Origin of the sequence: Novosphingobium gossypii (assembly GCF_050433305.1) — a bacterium.
GTDB lineage: Bacteria > Pseudomonadota > Alphaproteobacteria > Sphingomonadales > Sphingomonadaceae > Novosphingobium > Novosphingobium gossypii.
On record NZ_JBNPXM010000001.1, the window covers coordinates 720,007 to 732,995 of the forward strand.

The 12,989-nt window shown below is 64.8% G+C and carries 11 protein-coding genes; 4 read left to right on the forward strand and 7 right to left on the reverse strand.

The window, feature by feature from the left end; genetic code table 11:
* Positions 1-20 precede the first annotated feature (20 nt).
* The 4 genes from GGR40_RS03780 to GGR40_RS03795 all read right to left on the reverse strand — a co-directional run bounded on the left by GGR40_RS03780 (position 21) and on the right by GGR40_RS03795 (position 4,128).
* Positions 21-1,427 carry an NAD(P)H-dependent flavin oxidoreductase gene (locus tag GGR40_RS03780; protein WP_429274848.1) on the reverse strand — a complete coding sequence of 469 codons (1,407 nt, stop codon included), beginning with the start codon at positions 1,425-1,427 and terminating at the stop codon, positions 21-23.
* 30 nt (positions 1,428-1,457) lie between these two features.
* Positions 1,458-2,222, reverse strand: coding sequence for a class I SAM-dependent methyltransferase (locus GGR40_RS03785; protein ID WP_429274849.1), 765 nt, complete (start codon positions 2,220-2,222; stop codon positions 1,458-1,460).
* A gap of 109 nt (positions 2,223-2,331) precedes the next feature.
* The gene (prfB, locus tag GGR40_RS03790; protein WP_429274850.1) at positions 2,332-3,459 is read right to left on the reverse strand and encodes a peptide chain release factor 2; all 1,128 of its coding nucleotides are present in this window, start codon (positions 3,457-3,459) and stop codon (positions 2,332-2,334) included.
* 117 nt (positions 3,460-3,576) lie between these two features.
* Positions 3,577-4,128 (reverse strand): peroxiredoxin, encoded by a 552-nt coding sequence (locus tag GGR40_RS03795; protein ID WP_429274851.1) that lies wholly within the window; start codon positions 4,126-4,128, stop codon positions 3,577-3,579.
* A 376-nt stretch (positions 4,129-4,504) separates the two neighbouring features.
* On the opposite strand from GGR40_RS03795, the gene GGR40_RS03800 reads away from it, so the two are divergent.
* Positions 4,505-5,389: an HpcH/HpaI aldolase/citrate lyase family protein gene (locus GGR40_RS03800; protein ID WP_429274852.1), complete on the forward strand. Its 885-nt coding sequence runs from the start codon at positions 4,505-4,507 to the stop codon at positions 5,387-5,389.
* A gap of 22 nt (positions 5,390-5,411) precedes the next feature.
* On the opposite strand, the gene GGR40_RS03805 is transcribed toward GGR40_RS03800, so the two are convergent.
* Entirely contained in the window at positions 5,412-6,767 is a 1,356-nt protein-coding gene (locus tag GGR40_RS03805) for a M20/M25/M40 family metallo-hydrolase (protein WP_429274853.1), read from the reverse strand.
* Positions 6,768-7,145: 378 nt separating this feature from the next.
* Between GGR40_RS03805 and ettA the strand changes: the two genes are divergently transcribed.
* From ettA to GGR40_RS03820, 3 genes are all read left to right on the forward strand, one after another.
* Positions 7,146-8,825 carry an energy-dependent translational throttle protein EttA gene (gene ettA, locus GGR40_RS03810; protein ID WP_429274854.1) on the forward strand — a complete coding sequence of 560 codons (1,680 nt, stop codon included), beginning with the start codon at positions 7,146-7,148 and terminating at the stop codon, positions 8,823-8,825.
* A 192-nt stretch (positions 8,826-9,017) separates the two neighbouring features.
* Positions 9,018-9,986 carry an RcnB family protein gene (locus GGR40_RS03815; RefSeq protein ID WP_429274855.1) on the forward strand — a complete coding sequence of 323 codons (969 nt, stop codon included), beginning with the start codon at positions 9,018-9,020 and terminating at the stop codon, positions 9,984-9,986.
* A gap of 55 nt (positions 9,987-10,041) precedes the next feature.
* Positions 10,042-10,776, forward strand: a complete 735-nt coding sequence (locus GGR40_RS03820) for a prolyl hydroxylase family protein (protein WP_429274856.1) — start codon at positions 10,042-10,044, stop codon at positions 10,774-10,776.
* Positions 10,777-10,809: 33 nt separating this feature from the next.
* On the opposite strand, the gene GGR40_RS03825 is transcribed toward GGR40_RS03820, so the two are convergent.
* Positions 10,810-11,340 (reverse strand): DUF1003 domain-containing protein, encoded by a 531-nt coding sequence (locus GGR40_RS03825; protein ID WP_429274857.1) that lies wholly within the window; start codon positions 11,338-11,340, stop codon positions 10,810-10,812.
* Between the two features lie 13 nt (positions 11,341-11,353).
* Complete coding sequence (locus tag GGR40_RS03830; RefSeq protein ID WP_429274858.1) at positions 11,354-12,967, reverse strand: lysine--tRNA ligase; 1,614 nt, start codon at positions 12,965-12,967, stop codon at positions 11,354-11,356.
* Positions 12,968-12,989: the final 22 nt, after the last annotated feature.

The following is a 12,989-nucleotide window of genomic DNA, read 5'->3' on the forward strand; positions in this document are numbered from 1 at the left end:
GATCATCCCTGTCGGCGCGATCAGTCGCCGGTCAGGATGCGGTCCACCAGTTCCTTCACAGTCGGCGTGAAGCCGTTGGAATAGAACGGATCCTGCTTGAACTTGTAAGCCGCGTGGCCGGCGAACATCAGGTTCTGGTCAACCGGGCCACCGTGCGCGATGTCCTGCAGGGTCTTCTGGATGCAGAAGCTGCGCGGATCGGCCAGACGCCCGGTGGTGTAATCGTCGTGGTCCTTCCACGAGGAGAACCCGCAGTGCGACAGGCAGCCCATGCAATCCGCCTGATCCTTGCGGATTTCATCGCGTTCTTCGGGGTTCACGAAGATGATCGTGTCGTCAGGCGTGCGCAGGCCATCGGTGAAGCCCTGTGCCGACCAGTTGCGGGCGCGCTCCAGATCCCTGGGCGTCACCCAGAAGTTCTTGCCCTTCACGCCGACATCGAGGCGCACGGTGTGTTCGCCTGCCTCGACCTTGGAATAGGGGATCTGGCGCTCTGAACGCGCTTCCAGATTGCGCAGGAACGGATTGCGCACGGCGGAGGAGTAGAAGCCGGTGGGCGAGAAACGGTGCAGCAGCACATCGCCCGGCTCCAGCGTGCGCAGGTGGTCCTTCCACTCCTGCGGGATCGGGCTTTCATGCGTCAGCAGCGGACGGGTGCCATACTGGAACGCGATCGAGCCGAGTTCCGGATTGTCGATCCAGTCGTTCCAGTCACGCAGGTACCACACGCCGCCGGCCATCACGATCGGCACGCTGTCAGGCACGCCTTCCGCGCGCATCGTGTCGCGCAGCGCCTTGACGCGGGGATAGGGATCTTCGGGCTTGAGCGGGTCTTCGGCGTTGGACAGGCCGTTGTGGCCGCCCGCCAGCCAGGGATCTTCGTAGACCACCGCGCCCATCAGGTCGGCGACCTTGTGATAGGCGCGCTTCCACAGCGCCCGGAAGGCGCGCGCGGAGCTGACGATCGGCAGGTAGTTGACGTTGAAGCGCGCCGCGATCTCGGACAGCTTGTATGGCATGCCCGCACCGCAGGTGACACCCGCCACCATGCCGCGGGTCTTTTCCAGAACGCCTTCGAGGATCTGCTGCGCGCCGCCCATTTCCCACAGCACGTTTATGTTGATCGCGCCCTTGCCGCCCGAAATCTCGTAGGCACGGCGCACCTGCTCCACTGCGCCGTCGATGGCGTAGTCGATCAGTTCCTGGTGCCTCTCCTTGCGGGTCAGCGCGCGGTAGATCTGCGGGATGATCTTGCCTTCGGCGTCGTAGCTGTCGGCATTCACCGCGCTGACCGTACCGATACCACCCGCAGCCGCCCACGCGCCCGAAGACATGTGGTTCGTGGCGGCGACGCCCTTGCCACCTTCGACCAGCGGCCACACTTCGCGGCCACCATACATGATCGGCTTGAGACCCTTGAAACTCATTTTCTCTCGTCTTTCCCCAGGCTTTCGCAATCAGCCCTGCGATTCATTGTGTTTCGGCGGCGCCGCGCCCGAAATGCGACATGGTTTTATGGCTTCCGGCGCCGGCCTTGGCCCTGCAGCTTCAAATTGCGCATAATAGCCCTGTAGCTCGGGCTTGCGAACAAATTCCGTCAGACGATAGCCGACCGATGCAAATTCGCAGAACAGCAACGACGGCGGCAACCCATGCGTGCCCGCCGGACGATCCACATCCACGACCACCAGCTTGCCACCGGGCCGCAGCGCGGGGCGCAGCCTCCAGAGGAACCCGTAGGGGTCGCCCACTTCGTGGTACATGTGGATCAGGAAGATGCGATCAAAGCTCTTTTCCGGCAAGCTGGGATCGCTTGGCCGGCCCAGCTTGATCGAGACGTTCTCCAGTTCCTCGCGCATGACGCGCGCGGCGAGCCGTTCGTTGGCGCCGCGATCGATATCCTCGCCCAGCACCCGGCCCTTCTTGCCGACACGCTGCGACAGGCGCACCGTGTAGTACCCCTCTCCCGCGCCCAGATCGGCCACGGTCATGCCGGGACGAACCTGCGCAAGGTCCATCACCACGTTCGCTTCGTTGGAACTGTCGCGCAGGGCCTCGGTGGAAAACGTGCTGGAAGTGGTCTGCGCAATGGGCCGATCGGCCTTGGGGAAACGCGGTTCGCGGGCGTCGTGGCCATCATCACCCGTCGATGGCTGGCACGCGCCAAGCACCAGGACGGCAGTTGCCAGAACGGCAAGACGAGGAGCGCGCGCGCGAAACATGCGGCCCCTTAGCGCCTGAGCGCCGGATTGGCAAAATGGTTGAGAGGCATCCGTCGCATCCGTGTGTCGGCGCCCCGGCCCTGTGCCGGGACGGGACGCCAGTGATGCCTCAGTCGGCGTCTTCGACTTCGACCTTCTCGCCGGTCACGCGCTGCGACAGGGCAGCGGCCATGAACGGATCGAGAGCGCCGTCGAGCACGTCTCCGGGCGCGGTGGAAATCACGCCGGTGCGCAGATCCTTCACCTGCTGATAGGGCTGCAGCACGTAGGAGCGGATCTGGTGCCCCCACCCGATGTCGCTCTTGCTGGCGTGTTCGGCGCTGGCGGCCTCTTCACGCTTGCGCATTTCTTCCTCGAACAGGCGCGCTTTCAGCATGCCCATCGCGATTTCGCGGTTCTTGTGCTGCGAACGGTCGATCTGGCTGGCGACGACGATGCCCGAAGGAGCGTGGGTTATGCGGACCGCCGAATCGGTGGTGTTGACGTGCTGGCCGCCTGCACCCGATGCGCGATAGGTGTCGATCTTCAGGTCGGCCGGGTTGATGTCGATCTCGAAGCTGTCGTCGATGACAGGGTAGACCCACACCGACGAGAAGCTGGTGTGGCGGCGCGCTGAACTGTCGTAAGGGCTGATGCGGACCAGGCGGTGCACACCGCTTTCGGTCTTGGCATACCCATAGGCGTTCTCGCCCTTGATGAGCAGCGTGCAGCTCTTGATGCCCGCCGCTTCGCCAGCGTGATAATCGACCAGTTCCACCTTGTAGCCGTGCCGTTCCGCCCAGCGCGTATACATGCGCTGGAGCATTTCGGCCCAGTCCTGGCTTTCGGTGCCGCCGGCCCCGGCGTGGACTTCGAGATACGTATCGTTGGCGTCCGCTTCACCCGAAAGCAGCGCGGTCACCTTGTCCTGGTCGGCGCGTTCGGCAAGGGCTGCCAGCGCGGAAAGACCTTCGGCGATGGTATCTTCGTCGCCTTCCATTTCGCCCAGTTCGACGAATTCGACGGCGTCGGCCATTTCGGCACTGATCGTGTTGACTGCGCCGATCGCGGCTTCAAGCCGGCGACGCTCCTTCATGACCGCTTCGGCTTCCTTTGGCTTGTCCCAAAGGGTCGGGTCCTCGACGCGGGCGTTCAACTCGTCGAACCGGCGCAGCGCGCGGTCCCAGTCGAGGAACTTGCGGACCAGCGCAAGGGCCTTCTCGATGCGGACAATGTGGGCCTGCCCCTCGGCACGCATGACAAAAACTCCAAAGAACCGGCGCCAACGGATGGCCGGACAGATCAAGCCGCCCCGCTTAGCGCAGTATGCCTGTTTGTAAAGTGGCGCTCACGCCACCATCCGCAAGGGATGGCGTCAGCCGGGGCGCTTTGCCCTGAGCGCCTTGATGGCCGCAAGCGTGCCGGAAACATGCTCGCGATAGTCCATGTCTGCGTGGACGTAGGCTATGCGGCCACTGCGGTCGATGACGTAGCTGACCCGCTGGGTCATACCCGCCGGAACGCCCGGACGGTTGAGTGCGACGTCATATCCCCTGGTCACTGCCGGGCTGGCGGTGGCGACTGCGAACTTGTCGCGGCAGGCCTCGGTGGAGAACTTCTTGAGCGTGGGCAGGTCGTCCGCCGACAGTCCGACCACGGTTGCGCCCAGCGCCGCAAATTCCGGCGTCGCCTCGGCAAAGGCGTGCGCTTCGAGGGTGCAGCCCTGCGTGAACGCCTTGGGGTAGAAATAGAGCACCACAGGCCCCTTCTTCAGCGCGCGGGCAAGGTCGAAGTCCACCTCCTTGCCGCCCTTCGCGCCCTTGGCCGCGAATTGCGGGGCCTTGGCGCCCACGGCAAGGCTGGCGTGCGCGGTACCCGAAGCGGCAAGGAGCCCAAAGGCGGCGACAGCGGCGAGGATGCGGTTCATGCGCGGGAATGTGGCGCGCAAGCCTGCGCCTGTCCAGTACACGGCGCCAATCGCTGCAGAAAAAGCCAGTGGCTCCAGAAAATGTGTCGCCCCGCGCCTGCCAGGGGAGGCAGGTCACGGGGCGACGTTGCGACCCTCGAAAGGGCTTGCCGTCCGGGTGTGGAAGCGGAGGCGGAATTTCCCCCACACCCTGATCGCGATGCGCGGCGATCAATGATCGGCTACTGCCTGAATACATAACGGACAAACGATTGCAAATTGTACTGTCCGATTAGAGAGGGGTACCGGGATCGGCATTGACGGTGTGGCAACCATGCTTGACGCGGTGTCGCATCGCGGCCCAAGAATGCGGACCATCCTTGATCCGGGACTTTCCATGACTGGCGCCACGACCGCTACCGACCGCCCGCGCCGGAGCGCGCTCTACCTGCCCGCCTCGAACGCCAAGGCCATCGCCAAGGCGCGCACCCTGCCCTGCGACGTCGTGATCCTTGACCTCGAAGATGCCGTTGCCCCCGATGCCAAGGAAGAGGCGCGCGCGGCCGCCGTCGCCGCCGTGGCGGAAGGCGGCTTCGGCCACCGCGAAGTGGCGATCCGCGTCAACGGCATCGACACGGAATGGGGCGCAGCAGACGTTGCCGCCGTCGCCGGATCGAACGCCGATGCGGTTCTGGTGCCCAAGGTCGATGGTCCGGCGGACATCGACCGCTATGACATGGCGCTGGCGTCGGCCGCTGCGGATCTCCAGCTATGGGCCATGATCGAGACCTGCTCCAGCGTCCTCAGCCTTGAGCCGATCGCCGCGCAGGCGCGGGATACCCGGCTGTCGCTGTGGATCATGGGCACCAACGACCTTGCCAAGGAAATGCGCGCGCAGTTGACGCCCGATCGCACGCCGTTCCTGCCCTTCCTGTCGCAGGCGGTCGCAGCGGCGCGGATGCACGGGGTGGCCATTCTCGACGGGGTTTGCAACGAGTTTCGCGACCTTGACATCTTCTCGGCAGAGGCGCGTCAGGGCCGCCTGTTCGGCTTCGACGGCAAGAGCCTGATCCACCCGGCGCAGATCGATCCGTGTAACGCGGTGTTCTCTCCGGGCGAGGCGGAACTGGAGTGGGCCACCTCCGTCATCGCCGCCTTCGCCCTGCCGGAGAACCGGGGCAAGGGTGTAATCAAGGTCGACGGCAGGATGACCGAACTGCTGCATCTGGAACAGGCGCAGCGGCTGGTCGCGATTGCGGAGCAGATCGGGGCGGCGGGCTAAGCGCCCGCCGATCGACTTTCCTTTACTTGCCCTTGCCGATCACGCCCGGCTCGTTGGCGATCACCCTGAGCACTGCTGCCCAGGCATCGACGTTCTGCTGCAGCGCCGCCGGATCGACCTTGTCCAGCGTATCGTCGGGCGTGTGGTGCAGGTCGAAGTAGTGCGTGCCGTCCTGGCCCAGATCGATCACGGCAAGGTTCTGCGCCTTGATGATCGCCGAAACGTCCTCGCCCCCGTCGGCCTCGCCTTCGTGCGGGACGATGCCCATCGGCCAGAGCGCGGCCTTCACCTTGTCCACCAGCGGCTGGCTTTCAGCCGCGGTGTTGAACTTGACCTGCCACACCCTGTCGGCGCCGAAATCACTCTCCATCGCCACGGCGTGGGTTTCGGAGCCATGCACGCGGGCATAGTCGGCGCCGCCACCGCCGCCGACGCCCATTTCCTCATTGCCGGCCCACAGGACGCGGATGGTGCGCAGCGGCTGCCCTCCGTTTTGTGCCGCCAGCGCCGCCGCCGTCACGATGGCGCAGCCCGATGCATCGTCCACCGCGCCGGTGCCCAGATCCCAGCTGTCGAGATGGCAGCCCAGCAGGATCATCGGCAGCGAGGGATCGCGGCCCGGCAGTTCGGCGATGACGTTGCCCGAAGGCGCATCGGGGAACGGCTTGCCCTCAAGCCTGAGGTCGATGGCGAGCGGCGCGCCGCGCGCGGCGGTGCGGGCGATCAGGTCGGCATCGGGGTTGGACACCGCGCCCGCCGGGATCGGCTTCACGTCCTTGGCAAAGATCGTCACGCCGGTATGCGGATTGCGATGGCTGTCGGTGCCCGCCGAGCGGATCACCACCGCCGCTGCGCCCTTGCGCGCTGCAATGGTCGGCCCCTGACGCCGCACGTTGCCATAGGGACCATAACCCGATCCGTCCTGCGCCGCGCGCATGGCGTGGTCGATGAAGGCGACCTTACCCTTCAGCGAACCTTCGGTCGCGGCTTCCAGCGCGGCTAGCGTCGGGAAGTAGACCAGCGGCGCCTTCAGCCCGCCCCTGGGCGTCGGCACCGAGAAGCCGAGCGCGGTGATCGCCAGTGGCTGGGCATAAGGAGCGGTCAGCGCGGCGCTTTCGGGCCCGCGCGTCCAGGCGCGAGTCCTGAACTCGTCCACCCTGACGTTCTGGAACCCCAGCGCCTTCAGCTTCGCCTCGCCCCAGACGCGGGCACGGCCTTCGGCGGGCGAACCGGCGGGGCGCGGCCCGATTTCGGTGGTGATGCCCTCCACGATGTCCCAGGCGACGCCGGTGCCCTGCTGCGGAGTTGCGAAAGCCGGAACGGCAGCGGAGAACGCGGCGGCCAGAAGCCCTGCGCGTAAGAAAGGGGATGTGCTCATGGCCCAAGTGCTAACCGAGCCGTCCGCCGCTGCCAAGGCACGTTCCGACTTCCCCTCTGGCCGCTTTCCTACACCGCGTCGATTTGCGATGCTGCGCCGCCCCTTCTTCGGCAACCCAGTTCAGGAGGCGGATGGAGAAAGGTCACACCACATGCTTGAGGCTCAATCACGAACATGCATGCAAGTCTCTGATGCGGCATAGTTTTTATCGCTCTTCAGTCGTCACTTCGCCATTCACTTCGAACACACCCCGGTTCAACCAGGGCGCGGTCCGCACGCCTCGTCGACGCGTCCCCGCCCCGCCCTTGGCAATCCGGCCTTGCACCTGTAGAGCGGCCCCAACTTTTCCAGACTTGAATTTCCATCCAGAGGAACCCCATGGCCGCCCAATACGCCTACGTCATGAAGGGCATGACCAAGACCTTCCCCGGCGCTGCAAAGCCGGTGCTCAGCGACATCTCGCTCCAGTTCTACCAAGGCGCCAAGATCGGCATCGTCGGTCCCAACGGCGTCGGCAAGTCCACGCTGATCAAGATCATGGCCGGCATCGACACCGACTATACCGGCGAAGCCTGGGCCGGTGAGAACATCACCGTCGGCTACCTGGAACAGGAACCGGAGCTGGACGAGAGCAAGACCGTCCTCGAAAACGTCAAGGACGGCGCGCGCGAAACCGCCGATCTCGTCGATCGCTTCAACGAGATCTCCAACATCATGGGCGATCCGCCGGAGGACTGCGACTTCGACGCGCTCATGGAGGAAATGGGCGACCTGCAGGGCAAGATCGACGCGGTCGACGGCTGGACGCTCGATAACCAGCTTGAAATCGCCATGGAAGCGCTGCGCTGCCCGCCGGGCGACTGGCCCGTCACCAGCCTGTCGGGCGGTGAAAAGCGCCGCGTGGCCCTGACCCGCCTGCTGATCCAGAAGCCGTCCATCCTGCTGCTCGACGAACCGACCAACCACCTCGACGCCGAATCCGTCGAATGGCTGGAAAACCACCTCAAGGAATACGCGGGCGCGGTGCTGATGATCACCCACGACCGCTACTTCCTCGACAACGTGGTGGGCTGGATTCTCGAGCTCGATCGCGGGAAATACTTCCCCTACGAAGGCAACTACTCCACTTATCTGGAGAAGAAGGCCAAGCGCATGGAGCAGGAGGACCGCGAGGAATCCGGCCGCCAGAAGGCGATCAAGGAAGAGCTGGAGTGGATCCGGCAGACCCCCGCCGCCCGCCAGACCAAGTCGAAGGCGCGTATTCGCAAGTTCGAACAGCTGCAGGAAGCGCAGTCGGGCCGTCGCCCCGGCAAGGCCCAGATCGTCATCCAGGTGCCCGAGCGCCTTGGCGGCAAGGTCATCGAGGTCAAGGACATCTCCAAGGCCTATGGCGACAAGCTATTGTTCGAGAACCTCTCGTTCATCCTGCCGCCGGGCGGCATCGTCGGCGTCATCGGGCCGAACGGCGCGGGCAAGTCCACGCTGTTCAAGCTGCTGACCGGCAAGGAAACCCCGGACGAAGGTTCGATCGAGATCGGCTCGACCGTGCATCTGGGCTTCGTCGACCAGAGCCGCGACCATCTGGACCCCAAGAAGAACGTCTGGGAGGAAATCTCCGACGGTCTGGACTACATGAAGGTCAACGGTCACGACACGTCGACCCGCGCCTACGTGGGTGCGTTCAACTTCAAGGGCGCCGACCAGCAGAAGAACGTCGGCAAGTTGTCGGGCGGTGAACGCAACCGTGTCCACATGGCCAAGATGCTCAAGGAGGGTGGCAACGTCCTCCTGCTCGACGAACCGACCAACGACCTCGACGTGGAAACGCTGGGCGCGCTGGAAGAGGCGATCGAAAACTTCGCGGGCTGCGCCGTGGTCATCAGCCACGACCGCTTCTTCCTCGACCGTCTGGCCACGCACATCCTGGCGTTCGAAGGCAACAGCCATGTCGAATGGTTCGAAGGCAACTTCGCCGCCTACGAAGAGGACAAGCGCCGTCGCCTGGGCGATGCCGCAGATCGCCCCACCGCGCTGGCATACAAGAAGCTGACGCGCTGAGGCATTGATGACGATGCCGCCGCTCGCTATCCGGGCGGCGGCAGTCGTTCAGCAAATGTCGCTGCCATATTACGAAACTTAACAATGCGCATCGGTGCCATTCACCTTTGCGACAGCGCTTGTCCGGTAGACAAGACCCAACGATGAGCCGCGCTTCGCCGTCCGGCACTTCGGTTTTGGAGAACCGGAACAATGGCAACCAAGAATAGAAAAGCCCGGATACTGCTCGCCGTCGCAACGATGGCGATGGCCGTCACCGGTATGTCCGCACCCAGCTTCGCACAGCGTCAGGATCGTGGCGAAGACCGGCGCGGTGCCCTGCCCGCCCCGCGTGAGAACGCCCGCGCAGACTTCGGCACACAGCTGCGTCAGATGCGCGAACAGCAGCGCCAGCCTCAGGCGCGGCCACAACAGGCCCGCCCGGACCAGCGCCCCAGCTGGCAGGGTTCGCGCCCGAACGATGGGCGGCCCAACGCCGGGCGGCCTGATCGAGGCGACCGACCGGACCGTGGCCAGCAGGGTCGGCCGGGCTGGTCCGGCGGGGACAACCGCCCGGGCAATCGCCCTGACGGCAACTGGCAGCGGCCAGGCAACGACGGTCGCCCGGATCGCGGCGATCGCGATCGCAACCCTTCGTGGCGCGCCGACAACGATCGTCGCCCCGATGCGAACCGTGACCGCGATCGTGACCGTGACCGCAATCCCGGCTGGCGCTCGGACAACGACCGCCGCGACAACAATGGCTGGCGCGGAAACAACGGTTGGCGGGGCAGCAACGGCTGGCGTGACAACGATCGTGGGCGTGACAACAACGCCTGGCGCAACAACGGCCGGGGCGATCGCTATCAGGCGTGGAACCGCAACGACTGGCGCCGGGACAATCGATACAACTGGCAGAGCTACCGCGACCGCAATCGCAGCATCTACCGCCCGGGCCGGTACTACGCGCCTTACAACGGCTACTCCTATCGCCGCCTGAGCATCGGGTTCTCGCTGGGTTCGATGTTCTATGGCAACCGCTACTGGATCAACGACCCTTATTCCTATCGCCTTCCGCCCGTCTACGGCCCCTATCGCTGGGTCCGTTACTATGACGACGTGCTGCTGATCGATACCTACAGCGGCGAAGTTATGGACGTGATCTACGATTTCTTCTGGTAAGTACACCTGATGAAGACCTCCGGGTACCAGAATCCGGAGGTCTTCTTTTCATGATATGAGCCATGCTTTCCCGCTACTTCGCAAGACCATTGATCTGCCGTCGAATAGCGATACTCTGCTGCCGATGACCGCCGCAGCCCATCCCGATCGCAAAGCCCTTGCCCGTATCGGCACGGCGGTGCGCGAACGGTTGGCGACCCACCCCCGGGTCCGTCGAATGCCGGAGGACCGCGCGGAAATCTACGCCATCGCCGATTTCCTGCCTGCCACGGCCTGCGCACACCTGATGGCCATGATCGACGCCGTGGCCTGCCCCTCCAACCTCGTCGACAATGCGCTCTGGCCGAACTACCGCACCAGCTACTCCGGCGACATCAACGAAGCCGACGCGTGTGTCCGCGATCTGGAGGCGCGGCTCACCGCACTTACCGGCATCGCCTCTGCCTGCGGAGAGTCCGCGCAGGGGCAGCGCTATCAGTGCGGGCAGTATTTCGATGAGCACTGCGACTGGTTCGACACCAGTGCCGGCTACTGGCCGGACGAGCGGCGCTGCGGCGGCCAGCGCAGCTGGACAGCGATGGTCTATCTGAATTCCGTCGACGAGGGTGGCATGACCGATTTCACCCGCGTTGCCCTGACCGTGCCGCCCTGCGCCGGGACGCTGCTGCTGTGGAACAACGCCCTCCCGGACGGCACGCCCAATCCCTGGACGATGCACGCGGCCCGCCCCGTAGTGCGCGGCGTGAAATACGTAGTAACCAAGTGGTTTCGGACCCGCACCTGGCAATAGCGCCACCCCGTCACTACGAAGGCTGGGACAGGCTCACCGCTCCCTGGCGTCGGGCGCGCAGGATTTCGCCTCCAGCACTTCGAACAGGTGGTCCATCCGCTTGTGCAGCCGGATGATCTCCAGCTGTGTGCGCAGGTTCACCTCGTAGTCGTGGCGGGCGGCGATGCGGTCCTTGTCGGAGGCGCGGTTCTGGCTCATCATGATGACCGGCGCCTGGATTGCCGCCAGCATCGACAGCATCAGGTTGAGAAAGATGTACGGATAAGCATCGAAGGGATGCAGTCCGAAATCCTCAAGGATGCGGCTGTTGACCAGCATCCATCCGCCCAGCACCACGCCAAAGGCGATGATGAAGCCCCACGACCCGCCGATCGCCGCGACGCGGTCCGCCAGACGGTCGCCGAAACTGGCGTGGAGCGACGCCTCTTCCTGCGCATCCGGGCCCATCACTACGCCCGAAGCGATGCGTTCGAGAACGCGCCGCTCTTCGGCATCCACGTCGATCAGCTTGCGACCGAGCAGTTCCTCGCACAGTTCGTTCGCGGTCCACTCGGTCTTGTGCATGGGTTCCGGCCCGTCAGGTGGCGGCGCTGTGCAGCGCCAGCGCCTCCGCGATCAGCAGGCGCGTTTCGGACACGCCGTAAAGCGCGATGAAGCTGCCCATGCGCGGCCCCTGCGGGGAACCGAGCAGCGTCTCGTACAGCGCCTTGAACCAGTCGCGCAGGTTCTCGAAGCCGTAGGCTTCCGCCTTGCCGATCTCGTAGACGATGTTCTGCAGGTCTTCCGCCGTCGCGTCGGCGTCGAGGTTGGCCAGTTGCGCGTCGAGGTCCTTCAACGCCGCAGCCTCGATGGCGGTCGGCGCGCGGCGCTGGAGCGTCGGCGCGATGAAGTCGCGGTTGGTAGCCAGGGCGGCGCGGACCATGTCGGCCAGATCAGGATGCGCCTCGGGGCTGGCATCGGCCACGTAATTGCCGAGATACGACCAGACCTGATCCGCCGTCGCCTCTGCGCCCAGCACGCCGACGAGGTTGAGCAGCAGCGCGAACGTCACCGGCACGCTGTCGCCCGCGCCGCCTGTTCCGCCATTGGCGCGCAGCAGGTGCCAGACCGGGTTGCCAAGCTGCTTGTCGAGCGCCTGCCCGGCAAGGTTGCCACGGAACTGCCAGTATTCGTCCACCGCCTTGGGGATGACGCCGACGTGAAGCTGCTTGGCGCTCTTGGGTTCGCGGAAGAGGTAGAAGCCCAGAGATTCCTCGGTCCCGTAAGTCAGCCACTGCTCGATCGTGAGGCCGTTGCCCTTGGACTTGGAAATCTTCTCGCCGTTCTCGTCCAGGAAAAGTTCGTAGATCAGCCCCTCGGGCTTACGCCCGCCAAGCACTTGCACGATCTTGCCTGACTGGATGACCGAGTCGGTCAGGTCCTTGCCGCACATCTCGTAATCGACGCCCAGCGCGTACCAGCGCATGGCCCAGTCGACCTTCCACTGCAGCTTGGCCTTGCCGCCGAATGCCGACTGCTCGACGACGGAGCCGTCCTCATCAGTGAAGCGGATCAGGCCAGTCGCCGCATCCAGCACCTCGACCGGAACCTGCAGCACCACGCCGCTGGTCGGCGAGACGGGCAGCACCGGCGAATACGTCCTGCGACGTTCCTCGCGCAGCGTCGGCAGCATGACGTCGAGGATCGACTGGTTGCATTCAAGTACGCGCGCCAGAGCGGCATCGAACTGGCCCGAGTTGTAACGATCGCTGGCGGAAACGAATTCGTAGTCGAAGCCGAAGCGATCGAGGAAGTCGCACAGCATCGCGTTGTTGTGATGCGCAAAGCTCTCATGCGTTCCAAATGGATCGGGGATGCGGCTGAGTGGCTTGCCAAGGTTGGCCGAAAGCACCTCCGCGTTCGGGATGTTGTCCGGCACCTTGCGCAGCCCGTCCATGTCGTCGGAGAAAGCCACCAGTCGCGTCGGCGCGCCGCCCGTCAGCGCTTCGTAGGCGCGGCGCACCAGCGTGGTGCGCAGCACTTCCTGGAACGTGCCGATATGCGGCAGGCCCGAGGGACCGTAGCCCGTCTCGAACAGCACCGGCGCGCCATCGGGCTTGCCCTGCGGGAACCGCTTGAGCAGCTTCTGGGCCTCCTGGAAGGGCCAGGCCTTGGACACACGTGCGGCTTCGATCAGGGCGTTTTCAGTCATGCCCGCGCTCTAAGGCGAAAAG

What these genes read in the sequence shown, in the direction of transcription:
- GGR40_RS03815 (WP_429274855.1), top strand. Translation starts at nt 9,018, where the DNA reads ATGGCAACCAAGAATAGAAAAGCCCGGATACTGCTCGCCGTCGCAACG.
- GGR40_RS03805 (WP_429274853.1), bottom strand. Translation starts at nt 6,767, where the DNA reads ATGAGCACATCCCCTTTCTTACGCGCAGGGCTTCTGGCCGCCGCGTTC.
- GGR40_RS03825 (WP_429274857.1), bottom strand. Translation starts at nt 11,340, where the DNA reads ATGCACAAGACCGAGTGGACCGCGAACGAACTGTGCGAGGAACTGCTC.
- GGR40_RS03800 (WP_429274852.1), top strand. Translation starts at nt 4,505, where the DNA reads ATGACTGGCGCCACGACCGCTACCGACCGCCCGCGCCGGAGCGCGCTC.
- GGR40_RS03820 (WP_429274856.1), top strand. Translation starts at nt 10,042, where the DNA reads ATGAGCCATGCTTTCCCGCTACTTCGCAAGACCATTGATCTGCCGTCG.
- GGR40_RS03830 (WP_429274858.1), bottom strand. Translation starts at nt 12,967, where the DNA reads ATGACTGAAAACGCCCTGATCGAAGCCGCACGTGTGTCCAAGGCCTGG.
- prfB (WP_429274850.1), bottom strand. Translation starts at nt 3,459, where the DNA reads ATGCGTGCCGAGGGGCAGGCCCACATTGTCCGCATCGAGAAGGCCCTT.
- GGR40_RS03795 (WP_429274851.1), bottom strand. Translation starts at nt 4,128, where the DNA reads ATGAACCGCATCCTCGCCGCTGTCGCCGCCTTTGGGCTCCTTGCCGCT.
- ettA (WP_429274854.1), top strand. Translation starts at nt 7,146, where the DNA reads ATGGCCGCCCAATACGCCTACGTCATGAAGGGCATGACCAAGACCTTC.
- GGR40_RS03785 (WP_429274849.1), bottom strand. Translation starts at nt 2,222, where the DNA reads ATGTTTCGCGCGCGCGCTCCTCGTCTTGCCGTTCTGGCAACTGCCGTC.
- GGR40_RS03780 (WP_429274848.1), bottom strand. Translation starts at nt 1,427, where the DNA reads ATGAGTTTCAAGGGTCTCAAGCCGATCATGTATGGTGGCCGCGAAGTG.